Below are 24279 nucleotides of genomic sequence, written 5' to 3'. Positions count from 1 at the left end.
GAAATTCTCGATGCCTACAGATCAGGAGAATTAACGATTACTGAGGTAGAAGAACATCTTCAAAGCATGAAGCGTCAGTTGAATAGCCCGCTTTCAGAAGGTCAAAAAGGGTTATGGATGCTTCAAAAAATGTCTCCTGATATGGGTGCATATAATATACCTTTATGCTTTCACGTCAGCAAAAAATTACATGTCGAGACGTTCAAGCAAGCCCTTCTGTTTGTACAGAAACAATATCCTGTTTTAACGAGTGTGATTCAAGAGGAAAATGGCATTCCATTTCAAACGGTTCAGCCGTCGCAGGCTCTTCATTTTGAGGAAGCGGATATCTCAGCTATGCATTCAGCTGAGGTATTGCCCTACCTAAAAGAAAAAGCTAAAGAACCTTTTCATTTGGAAACTGGTCCGTTAATGCGCACATATCTGTTTCATCAGTCAAACGAGGCATGCATTGTGCTTATCACGGTTCATCATATTATATTTGACGGTGTGTCAATGCTGACATTTATATCGACGCTTTTAGAGGCGTATCAACAATTGCTGCAAGGCGAAGAGTTGATGCTGCAGACTTTACCGGCCGATTATCCTGACTTTGTTGACTGGGAAAATCGTATGCTGGGCGCTAGAGAAGGGGCTGAGCATCTCGCTTATTGGAAAGAGCAGCTGTCCGGAACGCTGCCTATTCTTGAGCTGCCGGCCGACCGTCCACGTCCTTCAGCACAAAAATATAAGGGGCAAGCTTACAAAAGCTTGCTCCCTCATAACCTGAGCAAGCAAATAAAGTCGTTAGCACGTTCTCATTATGTGAACGAATCTGTTGTGTACCTTTCTATTTATAAAGTGCTGCTGCATCACTATACAAAACAAAAGGACATCATTGTGGGAGTCCCGACAATGGGGCGGCCTGAAGACGGTTTTGAATCGATCATCGGGTACTTTATTAATATGATGGCTGTTCGGAGTAAAGAGATAGGAACCCAAACATTTCAAGAGTTCCTTCGAGACCTGCAGCTGACAGTGGCAGACGGACTTGACCATGCGGCATACCCGTTTCCGGCACTGGTAAGAGAACTGAATGTAGACCGCTCAGCAGCGGATTCTCCGATTTTTCAAACAGCCTTTCTCTACCAGAATTTCTTTCAGACAGCAGGCTTACAAAAAATGCTGGAACCATATCAAGCTCTTGGCATCAAATATATCGAAGACATTCGGCAAGAAGGGGAATTCGAGCTGGCGCTGGAAGTGTATGAACAAGAAAACGAAACAGTGCTTCATCTTCTGTATAACCCTGATATATATGAATTATCTACCATTGAAAGAATGATGGAGAACTACATCAAACTCACTGAACACATCATTCTCGATCCGTCTTTATCACTTGAAACATACTCTTTACAGTTAGATCAAGAACAAATCAGCTTGTTCGAGCAATGGAATGCGACAAAGACAAATGACTCCAAAGACAAGTGCATACATGAGATTTTTGAGGAAAAAGCGAAAAAAACCCCCGATGCGATAGCGGTCGTATTCGAAGAGGAGACTCTTACATATAAGGAATTAGATCAAAAAAGCACATCGCTGGCCATTTATCTTCAGGCACAGGGGGCTGGACCGGAACGACCGGTAGGGATTTGTGCAGAGCGTTCGTTTGATATGCTGATCGGAATTTTAGGGATTCTGAAAGCCGGCGGGGCGTATGTGCCTCTAGATCCGAACTTCCCTCAAGAACGATTAGCGTACATGCTCAAAGACAGTGAAGCGTCCATTGTCCTTACACAATCTAAAGCTCATGACAAAGTAAACAAATTAACTGATGACCATGTAAAAGTCATCAATATCGATTTGGCTTACAGTCAAACGGACACAGCTCAACAAAAAAGTGGATTGAAACGAGAAGTCAAACCCCATCATCTCGCTTATATCATTTACACCTCGGGCAGTACCGGTCAGCCTAAAGGAGTCATGGTAGAGCATCAGAGCATTATGAATACGCTGAATTTTCTTGAATCCCAGTATCCTGTCACTGCTGGGGACGCTTATTTATTAAAGACGAACTATGTTTTCGACGTATCCATATCGGAATTATTCGGCTGGTTTATCGGAAACGGCCGCCTTATTATTCTTCCGCCGGATGAAGAGAAATCACCGCAGCTGTGCATGGATGTGATTGAAAAATATCATGTGACCCATGTTAATTTTGTCCCTGCCATGCTGCATGTATTTTTAGAAACGGCAAAAGACAACAGGAAATTTACTGAAGAAGGACCAATCAAATACATGATGGTTGCAGGAGAAGCCTTTCCTAAGGAATTGGTGAAAAAGGCAGTATCGATCTTTAAAAACTGCCGTGTTGAAAATATTTACGGACCAACAGAAGCCTCCATTTACGCGACTTATTTCGGATGCGGAACAGGAGATATCGCCAGTCATCATACGCCAATCGGCAAGCCTGTATCCAATACGAAGATTTATATCGTGGACCAGCATTTGAAGCCTGTTCCGATCGGAAAACCTGGTGAGCTTTGTATCGCAGGCGACGGATTGGCAAGGGGCTATTATAACCAGCCCGGCCTGACAGCGGAAACATTTATTGACAATCCGTTTGAATCTGGGACCAAGCTTTATAAATCCGGTGATTCAGCAAGATGGCTGCCTGACGGCAATATTGAATATTTAGGCCGCATTGACAGCCAGGTTAAAATCCGAGGTTTCCGAATTGAATTAGGTGCAATAGAAACGAAACTGAGTGAATATCCGGGCATTTTAGATCAGGCAGTAGTGGTCAAACAGCTGGAAGGACATAAAAAGCTGGCTGCATATTATACGGAGCAAAATGGACATCCGCCTATCGATCCAAACGATTTGCGCCGCTGCCTGAAATCCAGCCTGCCGGAATATATGATACCTGCGCACTTTATCCGCCTGGATGAGATGCCGTTAACACCAAGCGGGAAAGTGAACCGCAAGGAATTGGAACATCGGAAGGTCATTTTAAATAATAGAAAAACACAATACTTACAGTTATCAGAAGTAGAAGGCAAAGTGCAGCTCATTTGGGAGGATATGCTGAAAGTCAGCGGTTTTGGGCCAGAGGACGGATTTTTCGATGTGGGAGGCGATTCACTTCTTGCCGTGGCCGTGGCGGAACGAATCCAAAAAGAATTTGACTGTGAATTCAGTGTAACGGAGCTGTTCGAGTACGCCAATATCAGGGCCATCAGCCAATACATTATTGAAATGAAAAACACAGATACGGCGGCCATTCCTCAAAATGAAAGCAAGCAGAATGTGAAGAGGGTGAAACAAACGGAACAGCAAGCGCTGCCGCCGTATTTTGAAGACAGTATTGCCATTGTGGGAATCTCCTGCCAGTTTCCGGGGGCGAAAAATCATCATGAGTTCTGGAATCAAATCAAAGAAGGCAAGGAAAGTATTCAATTTTTTTCAAAAGAAGAACTGCGAGAAAATGGAGTGCCTGAAGAATTAATTCAACATCCTGATTACGTTCCTGTGCAATCTGTAATTGAGGGAAAAGATTTGTTTGACCCAGGTTTCTTTCAGATCTCTCCTAAAGATGCTGAGTTTATGGACCCTCAGCTCCGTCTCTTATTGCTGCATTCATGGAAAGCAATTGAGGATGCGGGCTATGTGGCAAAAGAGATTCCGGAAACAAGTGTGTATATGTCTGCAAGCAACAATTCCTACAGAACGTTATTGCCGAAGGAGAGAACAGAAGGACATGAATCTCCGGATGGCTATGTCTCATGGGTATTAGCCCAAAGCGGAACGATCCCGACGATGATCTCGCACAAGCTCGGATTAAAGGGGCCAAGCTACTTTGTTCATTCCAATTGTTCTTCTTCACTAGTAGGTTTGTATCAAGCGTACAAAAGCCTAACAGCTGGTGAATCTGAATACGCGCTTGTTGGAGGCGCAACCTTGCACGCGCAGTCAGGAATAGGCTATGTGCATCAAAACGGATTGAATTTTTCAAGTGACGGGCATGTTAAGGCATTTGACGCCGCAGCTGACGGAATGGCTGGAGGAGAAGGTGTAGCTGTCGTCCTATTGAAAAAAGCTGTGGATGCGGTAAGAGACGGAGACCATATTTACGCCATCATGCGCGGAATAGGAATCAATAATGACGGAGCTGATAAGGCCGGCTTTTATGCTCCTAGCGTAAAAGGCCAAACAGAGGTCATACAGAGCGTATTGGACGAAACCGATATCCATCCTGAAACGATCAGCTACATTGAAGCACACGGTACAGGGACTAAATTAGGCGACCCTATTGAAATTTCTGCCTTAAACAAAGTGTACAAGCAATACACGGACAAAATACAATTTTGCGGCATCGGTTCGGTGAAAACCAATATCGGACATTTGGATACTGCCGCAGGGTTAGCCGGCTGCATTAAGGTTGCCATGAGCTTATCTCATAACGAACTTGCGCCAACTATCAACTGCCAGGAGCCGAATCCTAATATTCACTTTGACAGCTCTCCATTTTATGTTGTCCGCGAACGAAAATTATTACAGAAAAATCAAGGTGTACATCGGGCAGCTCTGAGCTCGTTTGGGCTTGGCGGAACGAACGCTCATGCCATATTCGAACAATATGAAAATGCCCAAGATACAAGAGCGGATAACGAAGGAAATCCTCCGTACCTCATTCCGGTATCGGCAAAGAACAGGGAGCGGCTGCAAGCATATGTAAAGGAACTGCTGACATTTGTCAGTCAAAATGATCTGACACAACACTCTTTAAGGGATTTAGCATACACCTTCCAGATCGGCAGGGAGGCGATGGACACAAGAGTTATTTTTATGGCGAGCGATTTGGAAGAATGGAAGCTGCAGCTGGAGCGTTTTGTGAATGGACAACCGTTGACAGAAGGCTGTATTCAAGGAGAAAAAACGCGAGTGAAATCCGCTGATCTCTTGCTTGGAGATGAGGAAACGGAAGAACTGGTTGCATCATGGATGTCCAAAGGCAAACTGAAAAAGCTTGCCGAAGTGTGGGCCAAAGGTTTTCAGGTTGAATGGCGCCATCTTTACCCGAATACGAAGCCGCGCCGCATGAGTCTGCCGACATATCCTTTTGCTGAAGAACGGTATTGGCCTGACATCAGCACGGGCAATCGTAAAACAGCCGTACCATCACGCTTGCATCCTTTGGTGCACCAGAATACATCTGTTTTATCGGAGCAGCGGTTCAGCTCCAGCTTCACAGGACAGGAGTATTTTATTGCTGAGCATATCATTAAAGGGATGGCGATTTTGCCGGCAGCTGTCACGCTTGAAATGGCAAGAGCCGCTATAGAACAAGGAATTGGCGGTTTAGATGATGAGGAATCCGGAATCCGCCTGAAACATGTGGTTTGGATGCGTCCGGTTGTAGCGGGAGATGAGCCGGTTACAGTAAACATCGGACTCTATGATGAAGACGGCGGACATATTCTTTATCGGATGTATGGTGAACCGGAATCCGCTGACGCAGACCCAATTGTATATAACCAGGGCATAGCGGAATTATTTCAGCCAAAGCATGCGGAGGTATTGGATCTAGAGGCGATAAAGAATCAATGTAATCAAGGCTTGATGGACACCTCCTTATTTTATGAAGGCATGATCGGAGCCGATTACGGTCCCGGATACAAGAGTGTGGAGACCGTTTATAAAGGAGACGGCCAGCTGCTTGCCAAATTATCGCTGCCGGGATCTGTCTCTCATACAGCAGCCGATTATGCTCTTCATCCAAGTTTATTGGATGGGGCGTTACAGGCGGCTGAATATTTGCAAAACGTCACCAGGGCGGAGCTTTCTGACAGTGAAGACTTTAAAGCTGCACTGCCATTTGCTTTAGAGGAGCTTGAAGTCTTTCATGAATGCGTTTCTGATATGTGGGTTTATGTTCAGTTTAATTCAAAAAATAAACCGGGCGATCTGATACAGAAAGTTGATATTGATCTATGCGATGAGCATGGCAGCGTTTGTATACGGATGAAGGGGTTTTCGACGAGAGTGATGGAGGCTGACATACAAACAGAATCATCACATTCAGAAACCTTATTGCTTCAGCCCGTTTGGAAAGAACAAAAGGCTGGCGGAAAAGCGGATAAAGAATATGCAGAGCATCTCGTGTTCCTCTGTGAATGTGATCAGGACATGAGAAAAAAGATCGAAGCAGAAATGGAGCATGTCCATGTCTTCATCCTGGAAGCAAGGCCTGCTTCAGTGGATGGGCGTTTTCATTCGTATACGGAACAGGTGTTTAGAAAAGTGCAAGCGCTGATTCGCGAGAAACCGAAAGGAGATATTCTGATTCAGATCGTGACCTCCGCAGAAGGCGAGCAGCAATTGTTTTCTGGATTGACAGGGCTGCTGAAAACGGCCGAGTTAGAAACGGTTAAGCTGACCGGACAAATGATTGAAATCAGCAGTGAAGAAAGCGGGGAAAGTATCGCCCGCAAACTGAAAGAAAATCAAATAAGCAGCGGCACCCATATCAGATATCAAAACGGTACACGATTTATTGCAGATTGGAGTGAAATGAAAGCGGCAAGCCGTAACATCAGCATGCCGTGGAAAGACGGCGGCGTTTATCTCATCACAGGCGGTGCCGGTGGCTTAGGCCTTATGTTCGCAAAAGAAATTGCTGAACAAACGAAAAATGCGACAGTCGTTCTGACGGGCCGTTCACCTCTGAATGATAATAAAAGAGGGAAGATTGAAGAGCTTCGCGCCATAGGGGCCGAGATCACCTATCAGCAAATGGATGTTGCCGATAAAATCGCAGTGTACCAGTTAATGAACAATATCCAGAAAGAACATGGCCGTCTTGATGGCATTCTTCATAGCGCGGGAATTATTAAAGATAGCTATTTGGCCAAGAAATCAGCAGAAGATTTGCATGATGTGCTGGCGCCTAAAGTAAAAGGACTCGTTCACCTGGATGAAGCCAGCAAAGATTTGGCATTGGATGTTTTCATTCTCTTTTCATCTCTTTCGGGAAGTTTAGGCAGCATTGGTCAGGCTGACTATGCGGCAGCCAATGTATTTATGGATATGTATGCCGGATACCGCAGTACGCTAGCCGAACACGGTCAGCGGCATGGCAAAACGCTTTCTGTAAACTGGCCATTATGGAAAGAGGGCGGCATGAAGGTCGATCGTGAAACGGAGAAAAGACTTGTGCAGCTGGCCGGAATTGTTCCTCTGGAAGCAAAACAAGGCATACAGGCTTTTTATCAAGCGTTCAATAGTGAGGCAAGCCAGGTCATGGTGATGGAAGGCAACGTTCAGAAGATAAAACAAAACATGCTGTCAAAAACAGCCTCAGCACCTATTGAAAAGAGGGAAACAGAAAGCATGACTGAACCGGCAAAGAGCATTGACACAGGGAGTTTGCTGGATAAAGTAAAGGCGATGTTAAAGCGGGAGGTCGCCAAGCTATTAAAGGTTCCATTTGAAACGATTGATGACCATGCCGAAATGACGGTGTATGGGTTTGACTCCATTTCTATGACTGAATTCACCAACCATATCAATCGGGCATATAAACTGGCGCTGACGCCAACCGTCTTTTTTGACCATCCGACGATCCATGAGTTCGGCAAGCATTTGTCAGAAGAATATCAAGCGGTATTTGCGAAAACATTTGCTGTACGGACCAGGTCAAAGATTCAGGCTCAGCCTGCATTTGAACAGGATAAAACCATACATGTCACCTCAAAAAGACGCCGAAAGCAGCCGGTTATGCTGCCGGGAACCATACAGAGTGAATCCGGTCCCGAGCCAATCGCAATCGTCGGAATAAGCGGCATTTTTCCTATGGCAAAAGATGTGGATGCCTACTGGAAGAACTTAAAAGAAGGCAAGGACTGCATGACGGAAATTCCGAAAGACCGCTGGGATTGGCGCGAATATGAAGGGGACCCTGCGAAGGAAGCCAATAAAACGAATGTAAGATGGGGAGGTTTTATTGACGGCATTGCGGAATTCGACCCATTATTCTTTGGCATTTCCCCGCGTGAAGCTGAACAAATGGAGCCACAGCAACGCTTATTATTGACTTATGCATGGAAAGCGATTGAAGATGCAGGGTATTCGGCAAAAAGTCTGTCAGGCACAAAAACAGGCGTATTCATCGGAACGGGAAATACAGGATACAGTTCTCTTTTATCTAAAGCGAACTCGGCAATAGAAGGGTCAGCGGCAGCTAACACGAGCCCGTCAGTCGGTCCGAATCGTGTCAGTTATTTCCTTAATCTGCATGGGCCGAGTGAACCTATTGATACGGCGTGCTCCAGTTCATTGGTAGCGATCCATCACGCCATTTCCTCAATCGAGGAAGGCACTTGTGACATGGCATTAGCCGGCGGCGTTAATACGATTATTCTGCCTGAGGTGTATATCAGCTTTGATAAAGCGGGTGCCCTGAGCAAAGAAGGCAAATGCAAGACGTTCTCAAATCGAGCTGATGGTTTTGCTCATGGGGAAGGAGCCGGCATACTGTTTCTGAAGAAGTTAAAAGCGGCCGAGGAAGCGGGAGACCATATTTATGGGGTGATAAAAGGAAGCGCAGTGAACCACGGGGGGCGTGCGGCGTCTTTAACGACGCCTAATCCGAAGGCCCAGGCGGAAGTCATTCAAACGGCATTCCAAAAGGCGGGAATCGATCCCAAAACGGTGACGTACATTGAGGCGCACGGAACAGGTACGGAGCTTGGAGATCCGGTTGAAATTAACGGATTGAAAGCGGCTTTTAAAGGGCTGGGTGTAAAAGAAGGAGACACTTCTGCCAATCATTATTGCGGCCTTGGTTCAGCGAAGACAAACATCGGTCATTTATCGCTTGCAGCCGGTGCAGCAGGAATTATTAAAATTTTAATGCAGCTTAAACACAAAACCTTAGTGAAAAGTCTCCATTGCGAGACTGTCAATCCGTATATTCAGCTTGAAAACAGCCCATTTTATATCGTTCGGGAAACAGAAGAATGGAAAGCGCTACAGAATGAGCAGGGGCAGAAGCTGCCTCGCCGTGCAGGCGTCAGTTCATTTGGTATCGGCGGGGTAAATGCCCACGTGCTCATCGAGGAATATATTCCGAAGGCGGACGCTGGCAACATACCGTCGATCACTTCTGAACATCCAGGTATTTTCGTCCTATCAGCTAAAAATGAAGCAAGACTGAAAGAATACGCACAGCAGCTGGCTGAAGCGTTAGACCAGCATATTTACAAAGACGAAGATCTCGCAAATATTGCTTATACGCTGCAAGCCGGGCGAGACGCGATGGAAGAACGGCTGGGGATCATTTCCGGGTCAATTGAGGATTTGCAAGACAAGCTAAAAGACTATGCAGCCGGCAAAAATAATGTGGAGGATGTATATAGAGGGCGGATTGATAAAGGAACGCTGCAAATGCTGACGGAAGATGAAGAAATTCAAGAAGCGGTTGAAAAATGGATGGAGCGCGGAAAGTATGCAAAATTGCTGGAATTATGGGTGAAAGGGCTTGATGTGGACTGGGCGAAGCTGTATGGCGAGAATGAGCCGCATCGCATTAGCTTGCCGACATATCCGTTTGCGAAAGACCGTTACTGGATTTCTGATTATGTCGCAAATAGGGGAAGCCTTGAAGCCGACAAAAAAGCATCTCACATCAGCGCATCTGTGTTACATCCATTAATGCATCAAAACACTTCGAATCTCTCGGAACAGCGGTTTAGCTCAATCTATACGGGAGAAGAGTTTTTCCTTGCAGATCATGTTGTCAAAGGCCAACGGATCTTGCCGGGAGTGGCCCATCTTGAAATGGCGCGGGCTGCCATTGAGCAGGCTGCCGAGGTACAAAACGGTCAGTATCGCATTACGCTCAAAAACACAGTGTGGGTGCGGCCGATTGTAGTCGGGGAGCAGCCGGTGCAAGTACACATCAGGCTTTTTCCGGAGGAGCATGGTGACATTACGTATGAAATCTACGGCAACCCGGAAATAGCCGGTGACAAACCAATAGTATACAGTCAAGGCGGGGCTGAATTACATCCTGCTGCGGATACGCCGGTCATTGATGTAGCATCCCTGCGCAAGAAGTGTCAGCAAACTCATTTCTCCGTAAACGAAGTATACGACACCTATAAAATGATTGGTTTTGACTACGGTCCAGCTTATCGCGGTGTAGAAAAGATTTATACAGCTGAACATTTTGTATTGGCAAGATTGTCATTGCATCCTTCTGTCTTAGATACAATTGGCCAATTCAGCATGCATCCGGGTCTGATGGACTCCGCTTTACAGGCATCCAGCATTTTGACAGGCGCAGAAAATAACCGGCTGACGCTGCCTTTTGCGGTTCAAGAGCTTGAAGTCTTCGGGACATGCTCCTCGAACATGTGGGTATACGCCAGATTCAGTGAAGGCAGCAAAGCGACTGATAAGGTACAAAAACGGGATATCGATATCTTAGATGAGAACGGCAATGTTTGCGTACGGTTAAAAGGTTTGTCATTCAGAGCGGCAGAAAGCGACCCTAGATCAGCAGAGTCTGACCAAACAATGGAAACTTTGATGTTTGAGGAAAAATGGATGTCTAAGGAGATCGACAAAGACGGTCTGGAACCAGAATATGAACGGCATATTATCATGCTTTGTGAAATGAACGGACTCTCAAAAGACAGTATTGAATCAAAGCTCAAAGGAGCGGAATGTATAGTATTAGAGTCTTATCGGGAGGGTCTGGCAGAGCGATTCCAAGATTATGCCGAACAAGCGCTTGAGACGATACAGAGTATCCTCAAAAGCAAGCCGCAAGGCCATGTTCTGATCCAAATGCTTACCTCAGCGCAAAGAAAGCATTACTCTTTCTCAGGACTTTCGGCGCTCCTTAAAACGGCCGGGCTGGAGAATACAAAGCTGATCGGCCAGACGATTGAAATCGATACAAACGAAACTATGAATAGGATCGCAGAGATAGTCCAAGAGAATAAAAGAAACGCAGGAGATCAGCGCATTAAATATGAAAAAGGCAAACGGTACATCAATGAATTAAATGAAATTCATACGCCTGACCGTGAAATCAGATTGCCGTGGAGGGATAAGGGTGTGTACCTCATCACAGGCGGCGCAGGAGGACTTGGATTTATTTTTGCGAAAGAAATTGCAAGCCAAGTCAAACAGCCTGTTTTGATTCTTACAGGCAGGTCCGCGCTTAGCGCTGATCAGCAATTACAGCTTAGCGAACTGCAGCGTTTAGGTGCTCGTACAGAGTACAGACGGGTTGATGTGACTCAAACGGAGGCTGCGTCCGAGTTAATCACAAGGATCACAGCTGATTATGACGACTTGCATGGTGTGATTCACAGTGCTGGACTGCTTAAAGACAACTATCTCATGAATAAAACAAATGAAGAACTTAAGCAGGTCCTCGCTCCTAAGGTAAAAGGGCTCGTAAATGTGGATAAGGCAACCGAGCATCTCGCGTTAGATTTCTTTATCCTTTTCTCTTCCATATCTAGTATCACCGGCAGCGCGGGACAGGCGGATTATGCAATGGCTAATGCATTTATGGACAGCTATGCTGCTTATCGTAATGCGCTTGTGACCGCCATGTACAGACACGGCCAAACATTGTCGATCAATTGGCCGCTGTGGAAAGAGGGCGGCATGCGTGTAAATAAAGAAACTGAAAAAATGACAATGAAAAATACGGGCGTTACGGCTATGCGAACCGAAACCGGCATTCAGGCACTTTATAAAGGATTGGCTTTTGATAAAGATAACGTCATTGTCATGGAAGGTATCAAAGACATGATGAGAGAAAAGCTGTCTCAAAAGCCGCCTTCTGAAGATGTTCCGAATAAACCAGCGCAAGAACCGGTGACCCAGATAGCAAGAATGGATCAAGACAGCTTATTGGACCAAATACAAGACATTTTAAAGCAAGCAATCTCTCAATTGCTCAAAATCAAAACTAAAGAGATTGATCCGGATATGGAGTTCAATCAATATGGATTTGATTCAATCACTTTAACTGAATTCGCTAATATATTGAATGAACAATACAAGCTGGATCTGGCCCCTACAATTTTCTTTGAGCATGCAACTGTTTCTGCCTTTGCCGCGTATTTATCAGCAGAATATCAAGATACATTCTCGGCGCAATTTGCAGTACCTGTCAAGGAGGATCTGCCTGTACAGCCTGCGGAAAAAGCCATGAAAGACATCAGGTTTTCAACCGAAAACCGTTTTGGCAAACCAAAGGAGCTGCCAGTGAAGAAGGCAGCCGAGCATGCGCCTGAGCCCGAACCTATTGCCATTGTAGGGATGAGCGGAGTTTTCCCAAAAGCAAAGGATGTTGAGGAGTACTGGATGAATTTGAAAGAAGGGACAGATTGTATAACAGAGGTTCCAAAAGACCGCTGGGATTGGCGTGAGTACTACGGAGACCCGCTAAAAGAAGCAAATAAAACGAACGTCAAATGGGGCGGTTTTATTGATGGAGTAGCCGACTTTGATCCGTTGTTCTTCGGCATTTCTCCGCTGGAGGCTGAGCAGATGGAGCCTCAGCAGCGTCTATTAATGACCTATGCTTGGAAAGCGATAGAAGAAGCGGGACATTCAGCCCAAAGCCTATCAGGAACCAAAACGGGCTTATTCATCGGTACTGGAAACACGGGATACAGCTCTCTTCTCTCAAATGTAGATATCGAAGGCTCTGCAGCTGCTAATATGAGTCCTTCTGCCGGACCGAATAGAGTCAGTTATTTTCTGAACATTCATGGACCGAGCGAACCGATTGACACGGCATGTTCAAGCTCACTGGTCGCCATTCATCATGCAGTCTGTGCAATTGAAGCTGGAAACTGTGAAATGGCGATCGCGGGAGGCGTCAACACGGTTGTAACACCGCAAGGCCACATTGCCTACGATAAAGCAGGGGCTCTGAGCAAAGAAGGAAAATGCAAAACGTTCTCTGATAAAGCCGATGGATTTGCGGTCAGTGAAGGTGCAGGCATCCTCTTCCTGAAAAAACTAAAGGCGGCGGAACGCGACGGCGATCATATTTACGGTGTGATCAAAGGAAGTGCGGTAAATCACGGAGGCCGCGCGAATTCTCTGACGACTCCTAATCCGAAGGCTCAGGCAGAAGTCGTAAAAACCGCTTATATGAAGGCGGGAATCGATCCGAGAACTGTGACGTATATTGAAGCGCATGGAACCGGAACGGAACTTGGCGATCCGGTAGAAATTAACGGGCTGAAGGCTGCATTTAAAGAACTGTACGAGAAAACGGGAGATCCTTCTGTTCATGCCAGCCATTGCGGACTGGGTTCAGCGAAGACAAACATCGGCCATTTATCGCTCGCAGCCGGTGTAGCCGGTGTCATCAAAATCCTGTTGCAGCTAAAACACAAAACGCTGGTAAAAAGTCTGCACAGTGAGACGATCAATCCGTATATCAGATTGGAAGACAGCCCATTTTATATCGTGCAGGAATCCAGAGAATGGAAATCGATGCGGGATGAAAACGGACGGGAGCTGCCTCGCCGAGCCGGAGTCAGTTCATTTGGCATAGGCGGTGTCAATGCCCATGTGGTCATTGAGGAATATATTCCAAAAGAAACTGCTCCATCTGAACAAGCGCCAGCAGTGACATCACAGAACCCGGGCATCTTTGTCTTGTCGGCAAAGGAAGAAGATCGCCTGAAGGACCAAGCACAGCAATTGGCGGATTTTATCAGCAAACATTCAATCTCCGATCGTGATCTCGTTGATATTGCCTATACACTTCAAGAGGGGCGCGATGCAATGGAGGAGAGATTAGGGATTATCGCTGTCTCGGTTCAAGATTTGCTGGAGAAACTGTACCTCTTTATAGAAGGACAAACCAATGCGACGAACATGTATAGAGGCAGGGCGAATAAAGGGATATTACAGACACTCATGTCAGACGAAGACATTCAGAAAACACTCGAAAATGACTGGGAACCCGGAGTTTATACAAAACTGGTTGAATTATGGGTAGCAGGATTAAAAATAGATTGGAACAAACTGTATAGCGGCAAACTGCCTAACCGTATCAGCTTGCCGACCTATCCATTTGCAAAAGAGCGCTACTGGATAACGGATATGAAAGAGGAGGCAATCACACAAAAGGCACCGACAAAAACTGTCGATACAGCAGTTTTGCACCCATTAGTACAAACCAACACTTCTGATTTGACAGAGCAGCGTTTCAGCTCAATCTTTACAGGCGCTGAGTTCTTTTTCAACGACCACAAGGTGAAGGGAAAACCGGTCATGCCGGGGGTCGCTTATCTTGAGATGGTGCATGCAGCCATTTCGCAGGCAGTGCGAGGGCTCAAAGATCATCAATCTGTCATTCATATAAAAAATGTTGTTTGGGTGCAGCCGATTGTGGCGGACGGTCATCCTGTCCAAGTGCATATCAGTCTTGAACCTCAGCACGATGCTGAAATTGCTTTTGAAATTTTTACAGAAGACGGTGAGGGCGCACGAAAGGTACACAGTCAGGGCAATGTTGAGATAAGAGAAGCAGGAAACATTCCTTCTCATAATATCAGCGCGCTGCAATCGCAATGCAGTCAAAGCATACTTTCAAATGAACAGTGCTATGAGTTATTTAAAGCGATCGGCATAGAATACGGGCTTGGTTTTCAAGGAATACAGCACCTTTACATTGGCCGCAATCAAGCGTTGGCAGAGCTTTCGCTGCCGTCTGGAGTATCTCAAACGCTGAACGAATTTGTACTTCATCCGAGTATGACGGATTCTGCTTTACAGGCGTCGATCGGGTTAAAGCTGAATTCCGGAGATGAACAGCTTTCATTGCCTTTTGCACTGCAGGAGCTTGAGGTATACAGCCCATGTACAGAAAACATGTGGGTCTCTGTCGCCTCGCGTCCAAACGAGGACAGAATACAACGGCTGGATATTGATCTATGTGATGAACAAGGCCAGGTATGTGTAAGAATCAAGGGCATCTCCTCAAGAGTGATAGAAGAAGACATACAACGCCCGGAAAAAATAAAACCATCTGACAGCAAGGCGTCTCTTAATGGAGCGCTTCTAATGTCGCCGGTATGGGATCAAGTGCAAACGGAGAATAGCAGGATCATTCCGTCTGCTGATGAGCGTGTTGTCATTCTAGGTGGGGATGAAAACAGCAGAAACGCTGTACAAAGACAGTTCCCGCTTGCCAAAGAGCTGCACATCAAGCCGCATGATTCTATTCATCAGTTGGCAAACGAGCTTGAAGCATTAGGGGCATTTGGCCATATTGTGTGGATTTCTCCTTCCCATATTGCGGAGTACGAAATCGGTGATGACATGATTGAAGCCCAAAACCAAAGCGTTATGCAACTGTTCAGGCTCATTAAGGCGATGCTTTCTTTAGGCTGTGGAGAGAAGACGATAAGCTGGACGGTCGTGACAGCGAATACGCAATGTGTTGGTCAGTATGACATTGTCAATCCAATTGATGCCGGTCTTCACGGTCTGATCGGCTCGATGGCAAAAGAATATACAAATTGGCAGACAAAACTGATCGATGTAGATCGAAATAAGGATTGGCCGGTGGCTGAAATCTTTTCCCTGCCTTTCGACCAAGAGGGAAATACTTGGGCGTATCGGAACAAAACCTGGCACAAACAGCGTCTGATCCCTGTACACAGCAATCAGCCTGTGCACACCAAGTATAAACACGGAGGCGTTTATGTGGTCATAGGCGGTGCGGGCGGAATTGGAGAAGCTTGGAGCGAATATGTGATTCGAACATACCAAGCGCATGTCGTTTGGATTGGCAGAAGAACAAAAGATGCATCCATTCAAAGCAAGCTGGACAGACTTGCGCGTTTAGGGCCGGCTCCGTTTTACATCGAAGCTGATGCCGCAAATCGAGAGGACTTGGAACGCGCTTATGCAGCCATCAAACAAATACATCGGGAAATCAACGGAATCATTCATTCTGCCATTGTTTTGCAAGACCAAAGCCTGATGAATATGGACGAGGAACGTTTCAGAAATGTTCTTTCTGCAAAAGTGGATGTAAGTGTGCAAATGGCTCAAGTCTTCCAGAAAGAGCCGTTGGACTTTGCTTTGTTTTTCTCTTCCGTACAATCATTTGCAAGAGCTTCAGGACAGAGCAATTATGCTGCCGGCTGCAGCTTTAAGGATGCTTTTGCTCATCGGCTTTCACAAGTATGGCCTTGTACAGTAGCTGTGATCAATTGGAGTTATTGGGGCAGCATTGGTGTTGTTTCCTCACCTGATTATCAGCGAAGAATGGCGCAGGCGGGCATAGGCTCCATTGAAGCCCCTGAAGCGATGGAAGCGTTGGAACTGCTGCTCGGGGGGCCGCTGAAACAGCTTGTGATGATGAAGATGGCAGACTGCGAAACGGGCAATGACTCAGGACAGAATGACGAAACAATTGAGGTGTATCCGGAAACTCACAGCTCCGCCATTGAGAAACTGCGAAGCTATCACCCGGGAGACAGCACAACGATACAACAACTGTTATAGGAGGGGAAAGCGCCAATGCGAAACACAGAAGACATTCTCTGTAAGATGCTGTTAGCACAATTGCAGTCCATAGGATTTTTTAAGGAAAATAAGCCCCAGCCGGTGCTGCATAATTTCTATGGCAGATGGTTTGAGGAGAGCCTATCGATTTTGGAGCGGCATGGTTTTCTTCAACAAACGTCAAATGGATACGCCGTAACCCGCTCAACAGAGGACATAAATGAATTATGGTACGAATGGGATGAAAAAAAAGCAGACTTGCTTCAAGACAGTAACATGAAAGCCATGGTGGTATTAGTAGAGACTGCACTTAAAGCCTTGCCGGATATTCTGACCGGCAAGGCATCTGCCACCGATATCCTTTTTCCGAACTCATCTATGGAATTAGTGGAAGGAATCTATAAAAACAATCAAGTCGCAGACTATTTTAACGATGTGCTGGCAGACACCTTGGCTGCCTTTATGCAGGAGCGTCTAAAGCAAGAGCCTGAAGCAAGGATTCGTATACTAGAAATCGGAGCAGGAACAGGCGGTACAAGCGCTGCGGTTTTTCAAAAAATGAAAGCCTATCAGTCACATATAAAAGAATATTGCTATACAGATCTCTCCAAGGCGTTTTTACTGCATGCGGAAAAAATGTACGGTCCGGACAACCCTTATCTGACGTATAAGGTATTTAATGTGGAAGAGCCGGCGGCTGAACAACATATAGAAGTGGGCGGATATGATGTGATTGTCGCTGCAAATGTGCTTCATGCGACGAAAAATATCCGGCAGACATTGAGAAATGCCAAAGCGGTTTTGAAGAAAAACGGCCTGCTCCTTCTGAATGAGATTAATGACCATAATATATATTCACACCTGACCTTTGGCTTGTTAGAGGGCTGGTGGCTGTATGAAGATCCTGATCTGCGTATCCCGGGCTGCCCCTGTTTATATCCAGACTCATGGAAAATGGTGCTTGAGAGTGAGGGCTTTCGTTATGTTTCCTTTATGGCTGAACAATCACATCAGCTCGGCCAGCAGATCATCGCAGCGGAAAGTGACGGAATCGTCCGTCAAAAAACACGAACAGAAAAACCAGCAGAAGAAATTATAGATTACCATCTAGATGAACATCATTCTCAAACGAAGGATAGTGATGAGGATTCTCTTCTTGAACAAACGACACAATTTGTGAAACATACGTTAGCAAAATCAATAAAACTATCACCGGAGCGTATACATGCAGAAACAACGTTTGAGAAGTATGGAATCGATTCTATTTTGCAGGTGAATTTTATTCGTGAGTTAGAAAAACTGACGGGTGAGCTTCCGAAAACAATTTTATTTGAACACAGCAATACGAAAGAACTCGTCGATTTTCTGATAAAGGAGCATGAAGGGAAGCTGCGGACATCACTGCTGAAAGAAAAATCACAGCCCGCAAATAAAGAAACTTCTATTCAAGCGAAGCCAGTAAAATCTGAACAGCCGTTTACATATCAAACGCGCCGTTTTAGCGGAGACCAGCAGCTAATTAAAACTCAGCAAGCAAAGGCGAATCCAAAATCAGAAACCGAAACAGCGAAAAACGTAAAGGCACTCCCTTCTCATAGAACCACACCGAATCATTACGGCACAGAAGATATTGCAATTATCGGCATAAGCGGACGTTATCCGATGTCTGAAAACGTAGAAGAGCTCTGGGGGCATTTAATAGCTGGGGATAATTGTATTACAGAGGCTCCGCAATCAAGGTGGCGGACATCTTTAGTAAACACTTTGTCGAAAGCATCATTACAATCGTCAGATAAGAAGCGCTACGGCGGATTTTTAAAAGACGTACATGCGTTTGATCATCATCTTTTTGAAGCGGATCAGAATCAAGTAATGGAAATGACGCCGGAACTTCGTTTATTTTTAGAAACCGTCTGGGAAACATTTGAGGACGGCGGCTATTCTCAAATCCGATTAAATGAACTGCAGGACAACGGAACGGGAGTAGGTGTCTTTGTTGGAAACATGTATAATCAGTATTTTTGGAATATCCCTTCATTAGAACAAGCGGTGCTGAGCTCTAATGGCGGAGACTGGCATATTGCAAATCGCGTTTCTCATTTTTTTAACCTGACAGGACCAAGTCTGGCTGTCAGCTCCGCATGCTCCAGTTCATTAAACGCAATCCATCTTGCATGTGAGAGTTTGAAACTGAAAAACTGTTCGATGGCAATAGCCGGCGGTGTCAATTTAACATTGGATCTCTCTAAATATGATGCGCTGGAGCGCGCAAATCTTTTAGGGAACGGAAATCAAAGCAAGAGCTTTGGCACAGGAAGCGGGCTTATTCCGGGTGAAGGCGTCGGAGCCGTCCTGCTAAAACCGCTCTCTAAAGCGATAGAAGATCACGACCATATTTATGCCGTCATCAAAAGCAGCTTTGCCAATCATAGCGGAGGAAGGCAGATGTATACAGCGCCAGACCCGAAGCAGCAAGCTGCATTAATCTCCAAGTCCATTCAGCAATCCGGCATTGATCCGGAAACAATCGGCTATATAGAATCTGCGGCAAATGGTTCAGCGTTAGGCGACCCGATTGAAGTAATCGCACTATCTAATGCATTTCATCAGTATACAAATAAGAAACAGTTTTGTGCGATAGGCTCTGTAAAATCGAATCTTGGACATTTGGAGGCGGCTTCCGGCATTTCTCAGCTCACGAAAGTTCTGTTGCAGATGAAAAATGGGACGCTTGTGCCGACGATTAATGCCGCCCCTGTCAATCCAAATATTAACCTGGAAAACACAGCATTTTATCTGCAAAAACGAACGGAGCCGTGGCAGCGGTTAAAAGATCCCGATACAGGAAAGCATCTGCCCAGAAGAAGCATGATTAATTCTTTCGGAGCGGGAGGGGCCTATGCGAATCTCATTATAGAAGAATTTATCGGCGCTGCAACTGAGCAGCAACATCCAGTGCCTCACCAGCAGGAATATCTGGCCGTTTTTTCTGCGAAAACGAAATGGAGCCTGCTCAGCTATCTTGAAAAACTGCGAGTGTTTTTAGAAAAAAAACCATCTTCTTCTATTGGAGCAGTTGTACGCTCACTGCACAGGATCAACCATGACTTAGAACAGCGGGCTGCATTTTCGGTATCGTCGACGCAGGAATTGATTGAAAAACTAGAGATTCTCCAAAAAACAAAAGAAAGCTCACTCCAGGATGGTATCTATACATCCTTTGATTTACAATCAGGTGCGATTTCTACTAATGGAGGGTTACCCCATGAAGAAACAAGCTTAACAGCACAGCAATGGGCTGCGGGGGCTTCGATTCATTTTGACCATATACATCAAGGGAATGAAACTGGCTGGATCAATCTGCCTCACTATGCATTTGACCATCAAACAGTCTTTCAATTCGGTACCCTGCCTCATGAAGAAGGGAAAAGGCATGATGAGCAAACGGTTAATCATCCGCTGATACAAGATTCATTCGTATACGATGAGCCTTACGTTCAAGGCCATGTGTTCAACAAAGAACGGGTGCTCGTCGGTGCAACCTATGCAAGTCTTGCGATTGACGCATTTTTTGAAATGTTTCCTGAGGAAATCAGCGGCCGTATCAGTAAATTAAGTTATCTAAACCCTGTTGTCATAAACCAAGGGCAAACAATTGAAGTGAAAGCTGATCCTCTTCAGAAAGATCATGCAATCGATTTGCAAATCATGTATCGTGAGCGGGCATCTGAAACTTGGAAGCCTGCCGCAATCGGGCAATGCCAAAAAGATCATTTTGAAACAAAAAAAGTAAACATCGAAAGCGTAAAACGTTCGTTAACAGAGCTGGATCATATTGACCAAATGTATCAAACCATCGACGGCGGCGCTGAGTGGGGAGACTTATATAAAACCATCACTCATCTGTACAGAGGCAATAATTCAATCCTTGCAAAAGTGCGTTTGTCTCAAAACGGCATGGCAAATGCGCATCATTACACTGTCAGCCCATTGATTACAAACAGTGCTTACCTGGCAATTCTCAGTTTCACAGAACAATTAGACATAGAGGGGCATTTCTTGCCATTTGGAATCAACGATATTCAATTCACAAAAAATAAAATAAGAGAAGATTGCTGGCTTTTGATTACTTTGGTTAAGAATACCGGTGAAATGCTGCTGTTTGACATAGATGTGATGAATGAAGCGTCAGAAACGGTGCTGCGCTATTCAGGTTACTCTTTACAGCAATTCCGCTTAACAGATCGAGGAAGCAAAGAGGAAAATCAGGAAGTTCAAATACACGATATAAGAGACCGTATTCGAAGCTATCTCACAGATAAACTGGCTGAGAAGACGGCCAATCCATCAAAACTGTCTCTTGCAAAAGTTCATATCATGGATTTGGGGATCGATTCTTCCCAATTGATTGCGTTGACAAGAGAGCTGGAATCAGCGACAAAGATTGAGCTAAATCCTACATTGTTTTTTGAATATCCGACTCTTCAAGAACTGGTTGATTTTTTTGCCGAACAACATGAAAAATCCTTTATTCAATTGTTTGGAGGGGCCAAGCAACAGCAGAAATCCCCGAATATAAAAGAAAATAAAATAAAGCAAATGCAAACCTATGAAACAAAGACGGATGAGACAAAAGAATATACGGCAGACGGTATAGCCATTATCGGCATGTCAGGGCAGTTTCCAAAAGCAAACAATGTAACGGAATTTTGGGATAACCTGGTTCATGGGAGGAATTGTATTTCTGAAGTGCCGGAAGAACGCTGGGATTGGCGAAAATATACCGAAAATACTGATGGGAAGCAGTCAAGCCTTCAATGGGGCGGGTTTATAGAAGGCATAGGTGAGTTTGACCCGCTGTTTTTCGGCATTTCACCGAAAGAAGCAGCGACAATGGATCCCCAGGAGTTTCTGCTTTTGACACATGCGTGGAAGGCGATGGAAGACGCCGGTATAACAGGCCAAGCCTTATCCAGCTGCCCGACAGGAGTTTTTGTCGCAGCCGGCAATACCGATGCGGCTGTGATTCCTTCCTTAATGCCAAACCGTATTTCCTATGCACTGAATGTAAAAGGGCCAAGTGAATATTATGAGGCTGCCTGTTCCTCAGCTCTTGTCGCTTTGCACAGAGCGATTCAATCCATTCGAAACGGCGAATGTGAGCAAGCCATTGTTGGCGCTATGAACCTTCTGCTCTCACCAAAGGGCTTTATCGGCTTTGATTCAATGGGATATTTGAGTGCGGAAGGAAAAGCCAAGTCCTTTCAAGCAGAGGCGAATGGATTTGTTCGAAGTGAAGGTGCAGGGGTTCTCATCATTAAACCTTTACAAAAAGCCATTGAAGACTCTGATCATATTTATTCTGTCATTAAAGGGACAGGTGTATCGCATGGCGGCAGGGGAATGTCACTGCACGCGCCTAATCCGATCGGAATGAAGGATGCGATGAAGAAGGCTTATCAAGGGTCGCAAGTTGATCCGAAAACGGTGACTTATATAGAAGCGCACGGGATCGCCTCGCCAGTGGCTGACGTTATAGAAGTGGAAGCGTTGAAATCGGGATACAGACAGCTCGAATCGGAGCATTCACACCAATTGCAAGGAGAAATGCCATGTTACATCAGCAGCTTAAAGCCGAGCATCGGGCATGGAGAACTGGTCTCAGGCATGGCTGCTCTTATGAAAGTCAGCATGGCGATGCAGCATAAAACAATACCTGGTATTCCCGGTTTTGATTCATTGAATGATCAGGTGTCAATAAAGGAAACGCGTTTCCGGATGATTGACAGAAACCAGCAGTGGGAAGAAATACAGGATGATGCAGGCAGAACGATACCACGCAGAGCAAGCATTAATAGCTATGGTTTTGGAGGAATAAACGCGCACATCATCTTAGAAGAATATGTTCCTTCTCATACAGAACCAGCAATTGAACATACAGATGAGCCGCACATTGTGGTGCTTTCTGCAAAAAACCAAGACAGACTAAGAGCCGTTGTTCAACAGATGCTTGACTATGTAAAACAGCAAAAAGAACTGTCTTTACAAAATTACGCTTACACACTTCAAGTCGGACGAGAAGAGATGAGTGACCGGATGGCCTTGATCATCCGCAGTAAGGATGAACTCGTACTCGGATTGGAAGAGTACTTAACAGCTGCGGAAAAAGCCGAAAAGCCGAAAAGCACTGTACCTTGCTTTATCGGAAATTTAGAAGAAGGCTTGTCAGATATCGGCGCCTTGCTTGAGGGAACATTGGGCGATATCGTGATGCAGACACTATTGTCTGAAAACCATCTTGAAAAGATCGCGTTTTGCTGGGCAAAAGGAGTGCAAATTCCATGGGAGCAGCTTCATCGAGGAAAAGGTGCGCGGAGAATATCATTGCCCGCCTATCCGTTTGAAAAAAGAAATTGCTGGAATGGCTTTCTATCACCAGAAATAGCACCTGCTTTTTCAAATGCTGAGATTCCCCTTCACAAAAGAAACGATATTCAAATGATATCTGATGTATTGGGCATGACGCCTGAAGAATTAAATCCTCAAAAGGCATTACAAGATTACGGGTTTGATTCTATCGTTTGTATACAGTTATTGCAGCAATTGCAAGCAGAAGCTGGCCTGTCAATCAGCCTGGCAGAGCTGCAAACGTGTCAAACCGTGCAGAATATGGTGGACTTGATAGCAACGAAACGGGAAAACACAGTACAAGACCAGTCAGTCCAGACTGTCAGCCGGTCATTTCCGGAATTGATACCGTTAAATGATGGCAAGCGGGGGCGCCCTGTATTTTGGTTTCATGGAGGAGTAGGCGGTGTAGAAATCTATACGCCATTTGCGAAGAAAAGCCAGCGTCCTTTTTACGGCATTCAAGCCAGGGGCTTTATGACAAATCATGCTCCTTTACACGGAATTGAACAAATGGCTTCCTATTATATAGACATTATGCGAGCCGTACAGCCGGAAGGCCCTTATGATGTAGGCGGATATTCCTTAGGCGGACTGCTCGCATATGAAGTAACACGCCAGCTGCAAAGGAAGGGGCTTGCTGTAAAAAGCATGGTCATGATTGATTCCCCTTACAGTCCTGGACGTGAACAAAATGAGCCTTCTGTAAAAACGTCAATGCTTCAAACGATAAATACGATGCTGGCATCTATTGTTCAGCCGGAAAAGCTTACAGACGTTCTCATCAGCCGTGAAGAGGTAGATGTTGACAGAGAGGAAGAGGAATTTTTAACTGAACTGATTGGTTTAGCAAGAAAGCGGGGATTAAACAAACCAGAGAAGAGAATACGGACTCAGCTTAACCAAATGGTCAAAACTCAGCATGCTTATGGATTTGAGGCGTACACTGTGCAGCCGCTTGTGGATCCTGAAGCGGTAAAATGTTATTATTTCCGCAATAAAAGCAGGTCATTCCTTGGAGACTTGGACATTTACTTTGCCATTTCAAATGAAAAAATACCGTTGGATGATACTGCCTACTGGGAGGAATGGGAGCGGCAAATCCCTCAATTCCATCTGGTGGATGTCGATTCCAGCAATCACATGATGATGTTAACAGAATCTAAAGCGTCCAGCGCCATGCTGGAGTTTTGTGAAAAACTATACTCAAACAGAGGCGTAGTAAACGCGAATTTCCTTAAGGCTTTTCGCAAAAAACATGAAGCCAGCGAAGAAAACGCTGATGAATTGGTAAAGCGCTGAGGAAATATAAAATCCCCCTTT

2 protein-coding genes are annotated in these 24279 nt (G+C 45.4%); both read left to right on the top strand.

Going from position 1 to position 24279, the window contains the following annotated elements; translation table 11 throughout:
• Window positions 1–66 precede the first annotated feature (66 nt).
• Window positions 67–16548 carry a non-ribosomal peptide synthetase gene (locus ACQVGS_RS12855; RefSeq protein WP_491831819.1) on the top strand — a complete coding sequence of 5494 codons (16482 nt, stop codon included), beginning with the start codon at window positions 67–69 and terminating at the stop codon, window positions 16546–16548.
• Between the two features lie 15 nt (window positions 16549–16563).
• On the top strand, window positions 16564–24258 hold the full coding sequence (locus ACQVGS_RS12850) for a beta-ketoacyl synthase N-terminal-like domain-containing protein (protein ID WP_491830284.1): 7695 nt from the start codon (window positions 16564–16566) through the stop codon (window positions 24256–24258).
• Window positions 24259–24279: the final 21 nt, after the last annotated feature.

It is taken from the genome of Bacillus sp. SD127 (assembly GCF_058566445.1).
Note: the sequence above shows the minus strand (reverse complement) of the source record. Positions and strands in the feature narration are given on the sequence as shown.

Excerpts from the sequence above, each read along its gene's own strand:
- ACQVGS_RS12855 (WP_491831819.1), top strand. The coding sequence starts at position 67 with ATGAAGCGTCAGTTGAATAGCCCGCTTTCAGAAGGTCAAAAAGGGTTA.
- ACQVGS_RS12850 (WP_491830284.1), top strand. The coding sequence starts at position 16,564 with ATGCGAAACACAGAAGACATTCTCTGTAAGATGCTGTTAGCACAATTG.